The sequence below is a fragment of the Listeria sp. LM90SB2 genome (assembly GCF_028867355.1).
Lineage (GTDB): Bacteria > Bacillota > Bacilli > Lactobacillales > Listeriaceae > Listeria > Listeria monocytogenes_B.
The window spans coordinates 177,029-190,886 of sequence record NZ_CP046449.1; the positions used below are offsets into that span (position 1 = coordinate 177,029).

Below are 13,858 nucleotides of genomic sequence, written 5' to 3' on the forward strand. Positions count from 1 at the left end.
GAGGGAATTGTGTTGCCTGAAGAGAAAAATACGTTTTATATTACCACACCAATCTATTATCCAAGCGGAAAAGCGCATATCGGCCATGCTTATACGACTGTTGCGGGGGACGCGATGGCTCGTTATAAACGCTTAAAAGGATATGATGTGTTTTACTTAACTGGAACAGATGAGCACGGTCAAAAAATCCAAGCAAAAGCGAAAGAACGCGGAATTTCTGAACAAGAATACGTGGATGAAATCGCAGAAGGTTTCCAAGAACTTTGGAAAAAACTAGAAATTTCTAATACGGATTTTATTCGTACAACACAAGACCGTCATAAAACATCGGTTGAAAAAATCTTTGAACAACTTTTAGAACAAGGCGACATTTACTTAGGTGAATACGAAGGTTGGTACTCTGTTTCTGATGAAGAATACTTTACAGAAACACAGTTAGAAGAAGTATATAAAGATGAAAATGGTAAAGTAATCGGCGGAAAAGCCCCAAGTGGCAATGAAGTCGAACTAGTGAAAGAAGAATCCTACTTCTTCCGTATGAGCAAATATGCGGACCGTTTAGTAGAATATTATAATTCCCATCCAGAATTTATCCTTCCTGAATCTAGAAAAAATGAAATGATTAATAATTTCATCAAACCTGGTTTGGAAGATTTAGCTGTATCTAGAACAACTTTTGATTGGGGTATTAAAGTTCCTGGCAATCCAAAACACGTTGTTTATGTATGGATTGACGCGCTTTCTAACTATATTACTGCGCTTGGGTATAATACGGACAATGACACGAAATTCCAAAAATACTGGCCTGCTGATGTACAAATCGTTGGGAAAGAAATCGTTCGTTTCCACACGATTTATTGGCCAATTATGCTGATGGCACTAGACTTACCACTTCCAAAAATGGTGTTCGGCCACGGCTGGATTCTAATGAAAGATGGTAAAATGTCTAAATCCAAAGGGAATGTAGTAGATCCTTATATGCTGATTGACCGCTACGGCCTAGATGCGCTTCGTTATTACTTATTACGCGAAGTTCCATTTGGTTCAGATGGTTTATTTACACCGGAAGACTTTGTTGATCGTGTGAACTTTGATCTTGCCAACGATTTAGGAAACTTACTTAATCGTACAGTAGCAATGATTAATAAGTACTTTGATGGCGAAATTCCGGCTTATCAAGGCAATGTAACAGAATTCGATCAAACCTTAGTGGATTTCAAAAACAATGTGGTGAAGGAATATGAAGGTAGCATGGATCACATGCAATTCTCTGTAGCTTTAAACCAACTGTGGTCACTAATTTCTCGTACAAATAAATATATCGATGAAACCGCTCCATGGACACTTGCCAAAGACGAAGATAAACGCACAGAACTTGCGAGCGTAATGACTCATTTAGCAGAAAACTTACGTATTATCGCAGTACTTTTGCAACCATTCTTAACAAGAACTCCAGGCGAAATCTTCTTACAACTAGGTTTACAAGAAGAAAACTTGAAAAAATGGGATAGCATCTATGGATACGGTGAAATTCCAGCTGGCACAACAGTGGTGAAAAAAGGTACGCCAATTTTCCCAAGACTTGAGGCAGAAGTAGAAGTTACTTATATCCAAGATGAAATGAAAGGCTCTGCGCCAGCTCCTGCCAAAGAAGCGGCGGAAGTTGAAGCACTTGAAACACCGCAAATCGGCATTGAAGATTTCGATAAAATCGATCTTCGTGTTGCAGAAGTAAAACAAGTAGATAAAGTGAAAAAAGCAGATAAACTTCTTTGTTTCCAATTAGACTTAGGGGAAGGAAAACTGCGCCAAGTGCTTTCAGGCATTGCAGAATTCTATCAACCAGAAGAACTAATCGGCAAAAAAGTTATCGTCGTTTCTAACTTAAAACCTGTAAAACTTCGCGGACTAATGAGTGAAGGAATGATACTCTCAGGCGAAAAAGATGGTAAGCTAAGTGTAATCGAAGCAAGTAGCGCACTTCCAAATGGTGCAAAAGTAAAATAGTAAAAACGAGTCCTAATTCATTTGAGTTAGGGCTCCTTTTTTTCGCCTAAAAAAACTTTAAAAAAAAGATTGCATATTGCAAACGATTACAATATAATGTAACTATACTTACTTAATTCATTGAACGAAGTAAGTGGTCGGACAGAAGTAAAGGAGCTTGAAAATGGATATCTTAAGAAAAGGGAATAAAGACTTAATTAAAGACATAAACCGCTACACCGTGCTGAATTTAATCCGTGAAAAAGGAGAAATCACGCGGACTGAGATAGCCAAAAAATGCGATTTTGGGATGTCTACATTAACGTATATTTTAGATGATTTACAGCAAGAAGGCATTATTTTGGAAGGTGCCGAAACATCATCTACTGGAGGCAGACGTGCCAAGTTAGTTAGATTTAATAAAGATTATGGATTTGTTGTTAGTGTCAAAGTTGAAGAGGAACAACTTCTTTTTGCGTTGACCGATTTAAATGCAGAAATCATGGAAAATACTTCTATACCATTTTCCTCAGAGAAAAAACCAGAAGAAGCGATTGAGTTAATTGCTAAAAATGTGAAAAAGATGTGTGAAAACAGAGATATGAACCATTTGCTAGGAGTTGGAATTGCGATTTCCGGCCTAGTTAATCGTAGAAAAGGAACAGTTATCCGCTCTACTATGTTAGGGTGGGAAAATGTCGCTTTAGAAGCAATGCTACATGCTTACTTCCCAGATATTCCAGTGTACGTAGATAAAAATATAAACTGCTACACACTCGCGGAACTATGGTTAGGTGAAGGAAAACAATCAAATAATTTTGCAACAGTTTCCGTTGGAGCTGGACTTGGTTTATCCGTTGTTATTAATCGTCAAATTTATTATGGTGCACAGGGTGGAGCCGGTGAATTTGGACATACAACGATTCAACCGGGCGGATACAAATGTCACTGTGGTCAAAAAGGATGCTTAGAAATGTACGCATCCGAATTTTATTTCCGAAATCGTGGCGAAGAATTAAAAGAAGCTTATCCAACATCAGAATTAAAGGATTTTCATTTTGATAAAGTAGCAAAAAGTGCTCGAGCTGGAGACGAAATGGCGACGGAACTTATGGGTAAAATGGGTGAATATTTAGGATACGGGATTCGAAATATTATTAATACCTTCAATCCGGAAAAAGTTATCATTGTCGGTGAAGGCTTGCACCATAGAGACTTATTCTTAACTAAAATTGATGAAATTGCTTCACAAAACTTTTTTTCAGGGGCTGGCTTTGAAACGGAAATTACTACAACTTCTTTAGAGGATCCTGCATGGTTACAAGGTGCGGCTTTACTAGTCATTCACCAATTATTCCAAGTGCCAATCTATGAAGAAGAACAAACGTTACTACGTTAAAAAGAACATAAACTATTTCAGGAGGTTATTTTTACATGGTTGGTATGACTAGAAAGAAAACACTCTTTTGGCTATGCATATTCTTGCTACCCAATTTACTAGGTTTTCTCATTTTTATTGCAATCCCAATCCTTGGCTCGCTTGGTATTAGTTTTACCGATTGGGACTTAGTGAGTACTATTCACTTTACTGGATTTGAAAATTACAAAAGGCTATTTAATGACCCAGAGTTTTGGAAATCGTTTAGAAATACAATCACGTTCATCATCGGTTATTTGCCTAGTGTAATGATTCTTGGCCTAGCGTGTGCCTTGATGTTGAACCAAAAAATCAAACTAAGACCATTTTTCCGAGCAGTGTACTTCTTACCCGTAATCACTTCATGGGTAGCTGTTTCACTCGTTTGGAAATGGCTGTTCAATCCTTCATACGGTTTGATCAATTACTTCTTATCTTTAATTGGTATTGCAGGGCCCAACTGGTTAACAGATCCACAAACGGCGATGATTGCAGTTATTATTACTAGTGCGTGGAAAGATATTGGTTTCGTTATGGTACTATTCCTTGGTGGATTGCAAAATATTTCACCATCGTATTACGAAGCTGCCAATATGGACGGAGCATCAAAACTTCGCCAATTATTCTCTATTACTATCCCGCTTCTTACTCCTACTACATTCTTTGTGACGATAATTTCGCTTATCAACTCATTCCAGGTGTTTGACCAAGTGATGATTATGACAGAAGGTGGTCCAAGTGGAGCGACAATGACCCTAGTCCAAAATATTTACAACCATGCATTTAGATACTTCGAAATGGGCTATGCTTCCGCGATGAGTTGGATATTGTTTATTGTTATTTTCATCATTACAATTATTCAAAATAAACTTCAAAAAAGGTGGTCCAATTACTAATGAAAACAGAAAAAAGTGGTTCACCAAAATGGCAACTATTTAAAAATATTCTTACCTATACAATCATCTGTCTTGGTGGAATTATCATGCTTATGCCGTTTGTTTGGATGGTATCAACTGCATTCAAAACAGGCGCAGCGAACATGGTATTACCGCCGCAATTTATTCCTAAAGAACCGACAACTGCGAACTTCACTCAAGTATTTGAAATGTTCCCAATGTTGCGATTTTTAGTTAACTCCGTGGTCGTTGCAGTTGTAACGACACTTGGTCAAATGCTGTTTTGTTCAATGGCAGCGTATGCTTTTGCCAGAATTCCTTTCTGGGGTCGCGATAAATTATTTTTACTTTACTTAGCAACAATGATGGTGCCAGCTCAAGTTACAATGATTCCGCAGTTTATCTTGATGAAACAATTTGGCTGGTTGGATTCGTATGCTGGTTTGATTGTACCCGCACTATTCAGCGTTTTTGGGACATTCTTATTACGTCAAGCATTCATGGGAATTCCGAAAGAGCTAGAAGAAGCTGCATTCATGGACGGTGCCAATCATTTTACTATTTTCCGAAAAGTTATCTTACCACTTGCAAAACCTACTTTTGCGACACTCGGAATTTTAACTTTTATGCAATCTTGGAACAGTTATTTATGGCCATTAATCGTGACAAGTTCACAAGAAATGGCAACTTTACCTTTAGGATTATCTCTTTTACAAGGTAGATATGGAACGAATTATGGCTTAATGATGGCGGGTGTACTAATTAGTGTTATCCCGATTCTAGCAGTGTACCTTTTTGCTCAAAAATATTTCATCCAAGGAATGGCAATGAGCGGAATGAAAGAATAAAAAACCAACAAAAAAGGAGTGTTACAAATGAAAAAAGGTTTATTATTGTTAATGGTAGTTGTACTGTCTGTATTTGGTCTTTCGGCTTGCGGCGGTGGCAGTAGTAGTGGCGATAAAACAGAAATAACGTATTATCAATTCTCTGCACCAGCTGATGGAAAAGCACTTGATGAAATGGTAAAAGAATTTGAAAAGCAAAACCCGGATATTAAAGTGAACGTTCAAACAATCGCATTTAACGACTATTTCACTAAACTACAAACACAAATCGCAGGTGGAGATGCTCCGGATGCCTTTGAACTTAACTACGAAACATTCATGCAATATGCTGAAAAAGGTGTACTTGCAGATTTAACAAGCTATATCGAAAAAGATAAAGATTTTGATCCATCTACACTTAACAAACAAGCCTACGATGCTTTCAAATATGATGGCAAACAATACGGTATGGTAGAAAGTTTCTCCAACGTTGTAACAATTTACAATAAAGACCTTTTTGATAAAGCCGGCGTTGAATATCCGACAGCTGACTGGACTTGGAAAGACGAAGAAGCGGCAGCAAAAAAATTAACAGATGCTAAAAATAAAGTTTGGGGAACTTCCCAACCAGTAACAATGAACGAATTCTACAAAGTAGCAGCGCAAAATGGTGGTTCGATTTTCAACGAAGACTTAACGAAAACAACTATCAACAGTCCTGAAAATGTGGCAGCATTAACTCACTTAACAAATGAAGTAACAGATTCAAAAGTGGCGCCTTCACCAGCTGATTTATCTGGCCAATTACCAGAAGATTTATTTATGAATGGTCAAATCGCAATGCTTCACACCGGTATTTGGTTGTTCGATATGTTCCAAGATGCTCCGTTCAAATGGGATGTACAAGTAGAAGCAGGAAACACGCAAAAAGCAACTCACTTCTTCGCAAACGGCATTGGTGTTTCTAAAGACTCCGATAAAAAAGAAGCAGCTTTCAAATTCGCTTCCTTCATGAGCGCGAACGAAGAAGCAGCGAAAATCAGAATTGATAATAACTGGGAACTTCCAGCGACTGAAAACAAAGAGATTTTACAACCATATTTAGATGCAACTCCTCCAGATAACAGAGAAGCAGTATTCGAATCTCTACAATATATGGTATTACCTCCAGTTGTAAAAGATTGGAACAAAATCAGTGATTATACAAACTCTGAATTCGAAAAAGTATTAAATGGCGATTCTACTCCAGAAAAAGCACTGAAAAACAGCGAAGACAACATCAACAAAACAATGGGATTTAAATAAGTAAAACGAGTGGCAGGGACGTTTGTAAGTATCTTTACAAATTAGACTGCCACTTTAGTATATCCAAGAAAGGAAATAGAACATGTCTAAATTCACAAAATTAATGCAGGGTTACTTGCATTTAATAGAAGGAAAAAACGAAAAAATCAAACCAATCCTGCTGGAAACAAAACCTAACTTTACAACTGATTCAGTCCTTGAAACCGCTTCTTGGCTATGGCTTAGCAGTAAAATCAATCATTATGATAGAGAAGAAGTAGAGCCAGTAATTGCATTTTTAGTTGAAAACTGGAATCGTCCTGAAAAGTCTATTTGGGGTTCAGCTGAAAATGATATTTATTTAGCAACTATTTCAAGTGTATACTCTGCATTATTAGATGTGAAAAACACTTTTCCAAAACCGGAGTTACAACAAACGATTACAATTATCCGCGACTATTGTTTTGATAATTTATTAAAAGGCGATAGCATTCTTACTGGTTTTAACACGCGGAAAGTGTCAACCGACCAGCTTTTATCCGTGCTTCCGTTTGGTCTATTTTCGCCTGAAGATCTTGTAATGGTGGCGGCTGTTGGCAAAATGGAACAACAATTAGTGCAAGATGATGGGGTATTGCCTTATTCAGGAGCACCAAGAGTTAATTCCTTTGCAACGGCTCTAATGGCGCTATATTTCTTAGAAAAAAGTGACCAAGATAAAGCTTTACACTATTTGAATATGGCAATGAAGATGGAAGATAATGACGAACTTGGCGCGATTTTTATTGAAATTAACCAAGCATTCCGGGCGATGGAAAGTGAAGTGACAGCGCATATTTCACACGATCCTTTTGGGCATGAAAATCGCTATGAGCAACAGTTAACTGAACGCACGCCACATTATCCCGAAACAGAAATGCATTTTTCGGCTGCGTGTGAAGTTATTTCTGAAGTCGAACCAATCCAAGTCGAACTCGTCTTAAAAGAGAAAGACTGGACCATTCTATGTGAGAAGAAAGAAAAAAATGATGTCCAAATCTGGGAAGCGCTCGTTCCACCGTTAGAAGAAGTTGGCGAGTATACGTATTATTTCCGGGCAACAATGAAAGACCAAACCACTTTGACATCAGATGATTATACAGTCGAACCAATTTGGAAACACTGGTCAGAGGAAGCGGCAGTTTGTGAAACAGAGCAAGGCTTAATGGTTTTATTTAAAGAAAATCCATCAAGTATCATCCCGGTCGAGTTCACCGCGAAATCAGATGAACTTGTAATCGGATTAAAACCTTCATTTGAAGCGAGCAATGTTAAAACAAAATCATCCGGCCAATTGAAAAAAGATGATTTAGAGATTATCGTTTCAAACAATCCAGTGCGTCTCGAAGTACATTTTAAAGGCAACTTAATTCTAGAATCGCATAAAATTTACCCAGCGTTACAGTGGTATACAGATAAGACTGGCGCAATCAACAAAGTGAAACTGCATTTAGATGCTCCGAAAGAAGAAGAGTATTACGGCTTCGGTGAACGATACAATGCATTAGGTCAGCGCGGGAATGTGCTTGATTGTTTTGTTTATAATCAATACCGTGATCAAGGAACAAGAACCTACATCCCGATGCCGTTTTATCATACGAATCGTGATTATAGTGTGTTCGTTGATACCGCTCGTTACACAAGTTTTGATTTAGGTAACCAACTAGCGGACAAGCATACAATTACAGTAGAAATAAATGGCTGTGACACAGATATTTGTCTTTTAATGGGAGATATTCGTAGTGCAGTAGCAAATTATATGAAGAAAACTGGGAAACCGGCGATGGTGCCAGTTTGGGCGCTTGGGCCGTGGATGTCTAGTAACAACTGGGACCGTGAATCTGTCGTTCGAACAGAAGTGGAAACAACGCAAGAATTGCAAATCCCATCAACCGTTGTCGTGTTAGAACAATGGAGCGATGAAGCGACTTATTATATGTTCAATGACGCCGAATATGACGAAAAAGCCCCATCTGAAGCATATAATTACGATGAAATTAGATTCCCTTCATGGGGTAGATGGCCAGATCCAAAAGGGATGGTTGACTATATCCATGACAACAAAATGAAGTTAATTCTTTGGCAAATTCCGATTCAAAAATACTTAAATCGCCAACAACACCCACTAAAAGACCGCGAAGAAGCCTATATGATTGAAAAAGGCTATGTAGTGAAAAATCCGGATGGCTCGCCATACCGTATTCCAGAAAATTGGTTCACAGAAAGCTTGATTATGGATTTCTCCAATGAAGAAGGAAAAAAATGGTGGTTTGACAAACGACAATACTTAATTGATATTGGGGTCGATGGCTTTAAAACAGACGGCGGCGAATTCGTCTTTGGTGAAGGTTTGCAATTTGCTGATGGTAGACGTGGTGATGAAATGCGTAATCTTTATCCAAATGACTATGTGGAAGCTTACTACCAATTTGCGCAACAAAATGATGGCATGACATTTAGTCGTGCTGGCTACACTGGCGCGCAAAACTTCCCGGCGCACTGGGCTGGAGACGAACGTTCCACTTTTGATGCATTTAGAAGATCGCTCATTGCTGGACTTTCCGCTGGATTTTCGGGAATTCCGTTTTGGAGTTTTGACTTTGCAGGTTTTAACGGCGATATTCCGACGGCTGAGCTATTCATTCGTTCTGCTGAAATGGCTACTTTCTGCCCGATTATGCAGTATCATGCTGAAAGTAAAGCGGAATTTAATCAAGACCGGACACCGTGGAATATTGCTTCACGGACTGGTGACGACTCGGTCATCCCTATTTACCGCCATTTTGCGAATGTTAGAATGAATATTTTACCTTATATTTATAATGAATCATTAAAATGTGTTGAAACTGGTTTGCCGATGATGCGTGCGCTTCTGCTGGACTATAAAGAAGATCCGCGTGTTTCTGATATGTATGACCAATACTTATTCGGAGAAGCAATGCTGATCGCACCAGTAATTGAAGACGGCGTGCGCTCCAGAGAAGTTTATCTGCCAGAAGGAACTTGGTATGATTTCTGGAATGGAACAAAAGTGAACGGACCAACTTTACGAAAATGCAAAGCGGATAAAGAAGAAATTCCAGTTTTCATTCGTGGTGGAAAAGCAGTGCTATGTAATGTGGACGCTACATTGAAACTCGGCTCATGGGTTGGCAACACAGTGGAAGAATACGATACACCACTACTTAAAATTTATGTGGACGGTGATTTCACAGAAGAAATGACGGATCACTTATCCGAAAAATGGCTAGTAAAAGTAACGGAAAATGCGGACGAAGTAGTTGTTTCTGTTCAAACAAACACACCGGCATATGAAGTTGAAGTAATCGGCACGACCAAAAAAGTACAAATAAAGAAAGGGAGATAATGATGGATGCTTCCACAAGTTTTGCGATTCTACCATCTAATGTAAAACAAAAAACAGCTTTCGAAAGAAAAGTAAATCAAGTGAAAATGGCTAGTTGGGCGAATAATTGCCTGACTGGCACACTTGATATCGGTCAGTTCAGTTGCTATTTTGTTAATGAAAAAATTGCTCGCGTGACGGTGAACCCATTTGGAGAAGTGGATTTAACGCCTTCGATTGCTGCGATTCACGATACGGAAAAACAAGCGGCTAAATTTACAGAAACAACGGACGGCTATGAGCTTCATTTTGAGGATAAAGAGATTATTATTTGTAAAAATCCTTTCCAAATTATTATGAAACAAGCTGGGAAGCGTATTTTCCAAACAGAAGGATTGGCAATTAATCGCGATAAAGAACACCAAATTTCGATTCAAAGCGAACCAGGAACCGCGATTTTTGGTTTAGGTGAAAAAACGGGTGCCTTGAATAAAGCTGGCTCGATTATTAGTATGTGGAACACGGATGTATACAGTCCACATAATAAAGATACAGTGGAGTTATACCAGTCCATTCCTTTCATGATTGCGGATACTGCGGAAACAACCTATGGCTTATTTTATGATAATTCGCATCGTACAGAATTTGATTTCCAAAGTTTTGAAGAAATGTATACGATTTTAGCAGAAGGTGGACAAGCGAATTTATATGTTATTTTTGGTGAGGACACGAAAGAAGTTGTCGCGAATTACACTGATTTAACTGGTAAAACACCACTTCCACCAAAATGGTCATTAGGTTATCATCAATCAAGGTATAGCTACACCTCGGAAGAAGAAGTGGAACGGATTGCGAATACTTTTAAAGAAAAAGAGATTCCGCTTGACTGTGTATTCATGGATATACATTACATGGATGATTTCCGCGTATTCACTTTTAACCCGGATACTTTTCCAAATGGACCAGAATTGATTGCGCGTCTTCGGGAACAAAATATTGACGTTGTACCAATTGTCGATCCGGGAATTAAAAAAGATGTTGATTATTCTGTTTATCAAGAGGGGATCAAACATAATTATTTCTGCACTAAATTAGAAGGTTCGATTTATTATGGGGATGTTTGGCCGGGTGTCAGTGCTTTCCCTGATTTTCTAAGTACAACTGTTCAACATTGGTGGGGCGGTTTACACAAATTTTACACAGATTTAGGTATACGCGGGATTTGGAATGATATGAATGAGCCGTCTGTATTCAATGAAAGTAAAACGATGGATTTAGATGTTGTGCATAATCTGGACGGGAAAAATGTAACCCATAAAGAAGCGCATAATTTATATGGATTGTATATGAGTAAAGCTACTTTTGAAGGGTTAAAACGGCTTGTGCCAAATGAACGTCCATTTTCACTCACTCGTGCTGGTTATGCGGGTGTTCAGCGTTATTCGGCGGTTTGGACAGGAGATAATCGTAGTCACTGGGAGCATTTGGAGATGTCGCTGCCGATGATTATGAATTTAGGATTATCGGGCGTTGCGTTTACCGGTGCTGATGTTGGTGGGTTTTCTTCAGATTGTACGAAAGAAATGTTGATTCGTTGGACGCAAGCTGGGGCTTTTTTACCATATTTCAGAAATCACTGTGTACAAGATAGTATTTACCAAGAGCCATGGGCGTTTGGCGCGGATGCAGAGAAAATTGTGAAACAATATATTGAATTGCGCTATGCCTTTTTACCGTATATTTATACAGAATTCCAAAAAACGGCAGAGAGTGGTTTACCGCTCGTTCGGCCGCTTTATATGGAGTTTAAAGATGAACGCGATTTAATTCAAGTGAATGATCAATTTATGCTAGGTGAAAATATCCTCGTTGCGCCAATCGTTCGTGAAGGCCAAGTGAAGCGTCTAGTTCGTTTGCCAAGAGGGCTTTGGTTTAATTATTGGACAAAAGAGCAGTTCGTGGGCGGCGACTATATTATCGCAGACGCGCCGATTGATACCATGCCAATTTACATTAAAGCGGGGACAATTCTGCCAGTTGGTAGCAGCGTTCAAAATACAAAAGAGACGCAAGATTTGACATTAGAAGTTTACTTAGATGGCGACGTAGCAAGCGGTTATGTGTATAATGATGATGGTAAAAGTTACCATTATGAAAGCGGCGCAGCATCCAAAACAACACTCACAGCTACTTTCACAAATGGCGAAGTACTAATAAATGCTACCCATCAAGGTGAAGCAAACTTGCAACATAAAGTAACTACTATACAAGTTTTTGGAGAAAAAACAGACAAAATTACAAGGGCGGGAATTTAATCAATGAAAGAAAAAGATTGGTGGAAAAAAAGCGTAGTTTACCAAATCTATCCAAAGAGTTTTAATGATTCAAATGGTGATGGAGTTGGTGATATTCAAGGAATTATCGAGAAATTAGATTATTTAAAAGAGCTAGGTGTGGACGTTATCTGGTTGTCCCCAGTATACGATTCGCCTCAAGATGACAATGGTTACGATATTCGCGATTATCAAAAAATTTACGAAGAGTATGGAGATATGGCGACTTTTGATCAATTACTTCAAGGTTTACACGACCGCGAAATGAAACTTGTAATGGATCTTGTTGTTAACCATACTTCTGATGAACACAAGTGGTTTGAGGAATCCAGAAAATCCAAAGACAACCCGTACAGAGATTACTATTTCTGGCGCGAGGAAAACGAAATCAATAACTGGGGCTCGATTTTCAGCGGTCCAGCATGGGAATTGGACGAAAAAACAGGTGAGTACTATTTACACCTATTCTCCAAAAAACAACCTGATTTAAACTGGGAAAACCCTAAATTACGCCAAGATGTATATAATATGATGAAATTCTGGCTAGATAAAGGCATTGATGGCTTCCGCATGGATGTAATTAATTTTATTTCCAAAAATACTGATTTCCCAGATGGTCCAGTACCAGATGGTCAAATTTATGGCGATGCTGGCAATGATTTTTGTAATGGACCGCGGATTCATGAGTTCTTGCAAGAAATGAACCAAGAAGTTACTTCTAAATACGATGTGATGACTGTTGGCGAAATGCCTGGTGCTAGTACAACCGACGCGCAAATTTACACGAATCCAGCAAATAATGAAGTCGATATGATTTTTACATTTGAACATATGAACTTAGATTCCGATGGCGACAATAAATGGGATCTAAAACCAATCTACTTACCAGATTTAAAAGAAAATATGTCTGAATGGCAAGTGGCGCTTCAAGAAAACGGTTGGAATAGCTTATATTGGAATAATCATGACCAACCGCGTATCGTTTCTCGTTTTGGGAATGACAATCGTTTCCGTGTTCGTTCAGCGAAAATGCTTGCAACTTGTTTGCATATGATGAAAGGAACGCCATATATTTATCAAGGTGAAGAAATTGGGATGACGAATGTTCATTTTGAAACGCTAGATGATTACCGTGATATCGAAACGCTAAACATGTACAAAGAACGCAAAGAGCAAGGGCACAGCCACGAAAGCATCATGCAGTCGATTTACACAAAAGGCCGTGACAATGCGAGAACGCCGTACCAGTGGGATAATAGCGAGAATGCTGGCTTCACAACCGGAACGCCTTGGCTTAAAGTCAACCCGCGCTATACAGAAATCAACAACGAAGAAGCGCTGAAAAACCCAGATTCCATTTTCTACTACTACCAAAATCTTATTAAGTTACGAAAAACGACTGAAATCATCACAACTGGTAATTATCGTTTGTTATTACCTAAAGATGAAGCGATTTTCGCATATGAACGCTACACAGAAAATGAAAAATTAGTGGTTTTATGTAATTTCACAGAAGAAGAACAAGTTATTTCTGATGAAAACATTTTGAACGAAATCCAAAAAGGTTCCGTGCTTGTAAACAATGTTCCTAATATTATAGAAGGAACTTTACGACCTTACGAAGCAATCGTTTATCAAATCAAGTAAATCTCAGGAAAGCCACCAATTGCTAGGTGGCTTTTTTTGTATGCATCAAAAATTATAGTATAATAGAAGGAAATGATTTTATT

Annotated in this window: 8 protein-coding genes; all 8 read left to right on the forward strand. The window is 38.5% G+C overall.

From position 1 onward, the window contains the following. Positions 1 to 6: 6 nt before the first annotated feature. Positions 7 to 2,007 carry a methionine--tRNA ligase gene (metG, locus tag GL301_RS00905; protein WP_255306832.1) on the forward strand — a complete coding sequence of 667 codons (2,001 nt, stop codon included), beginning with the start codon at positions 7 to 9 and terminating at the stop codon, positions 2,005 to 2,007. A 163-nt stretch (positions 2,008 to 2,170) separates the two neighbouring features. After that, positions 2,171 to 3,385 (forward strand): ROK family transcriptional regulator, encoded by a 1,215-nt coding sequence (locus tag GL301_RS00910; protein ID WP_003725496.1) that lies wholly within the window; start codon positions 2,171 to 2,173, stop codon positions 3,383 to 3,385. A gap of 35 nt (positions 3,386 to 3,420) precedes the next feature. After that, on the forward strand, positions 3,421 to 4,299 hold the full coding sequence (locus GL301_RS00915; RefSeq protein ID WP_003722709.1) for a carbohydrate ABC transporter permease: 879 nt from the start codon (positions 3,421 to 3,423) through the stop codon (positions 4,297 to 4,299). Then, positions 4,299 to 5,147, forward strand: a complete 849-nt coding sequence (locus GL301_RS00920; protein ID WP_003728178.1) for a carbohydrate ABC transporter permease — start codon at positions 4,299 to 4,301, stop codon at positions 5,145 to 5,147. The genes GL301_RS00915 and GL301_RS00920 overlap by 1 nt, the downstream gene beginning before the upstream one ends. 27 nt (positions 5,148 to 5,174) lie before the next feature. Further along, positions 5,175 to 6,431: an ABC transporter substrate-binding protein gene (locus tag GL301_RS00925; protein ID WP_003725498.1), complete on the forward strand. Its 1,257-nt coding sequence runs from the start codon at positions 5,175 to 5,177 to the stop codon at positions 6,429 to 6,431. 82 nt (positions 6,432 to 6,513) lie between these two features. Next, the gene (locus tag GL301_RS00930) at positions 6,514 to 9,816 is read left to right on the forward strand and encodes a glycoside hydrolase family 31 protein (protein ID WP_010958685.1); all 3,303 of its coding nucleotides are present in this window, start codon (positions 6,514 to 6,516) and stop codon (positions 9,814 to 9,816) included. 2 nt (positions 9,817 to 9,818) lie between these two features. Continuing rightward, a complete protein-coding gene (locus GL301_RS00935; protein WP_070298331.1) occupies positions 9,819 to 12,110 on the forward strand; it encodes a glycoside hydrolase family 31 protein in 2,292 nt (763 codons plus the stop codon). 3 nt (positions 12,111 to 12,113) lie between these two features. Beyond that, positions 12,114 to 13,775, forward strand: a complete 1,662-nt coding sequence (locus GL301_RS00940) for a glycoside hydrolase family 13 protein (protein ID WP_003725501.1) — start codon at positions 12,114 to 12,116, stop codon at positions 13,773 to 13,775. The last annotated feature ends 83 nt before the right edge of the window (positions 13,776 to 13,858 follow it).

What these genes read in the sequence shown, in the direction of transcription:
- GL301_RS00940 (WP_003725501.1), top strand. Translation starts at nt 12,114, where the DNA reads ATGAAAGAAAAAGATTGGTGGAAAAAAAGCGTAGTTTACCAAATCTAT.
- GL301_RS00910 (WP_003725496.1), top strand. Translation starts at nt 2,171, where the DNA reads ATGGATATCTTAAGAAAAGGGAATAAAGACTTAATTAAAGACATAAAC.
- GL301_RS00925 (WP_003725498.1), top strand. Translation starts at nt 5,175, where the DNA reads ATGAAAAAAGGTTTATTATTGTTAATGGTAGTTGTACTGTCTGTATTT.
- GL301_RS00935 (WP_070298331.1), top strand. Translation starts at nt 9,819, where the DNA reads ATGGATGCTTCCACAAGTTTTGCGATTCTACCATCTAATGTAAAACAA.
- GL301_RS00915 (WP_003722709.1), top strand. Translation starts at nt 3,421, where the DNA reads ATGGTTGGTATGACTAGAAAGAAAACACTCTTTTGGCTATGCATATTC.
- GL301_RS00930 (WP_010958685.1), top strand. Translation starts at nt 6,514, where the DNA reads ATGTCTAAATTCACAAAATTAATGCAGGGTTACTTGCATTTAATAGAA.
- GL301_RS00920 (WP_003728178.1), top strand. Translation starts at nt 4,299, where the DNA reads ATGAAAACAGAAAAAAGTGGTTCACCAAAATGGCAACTATTTAAAAAT.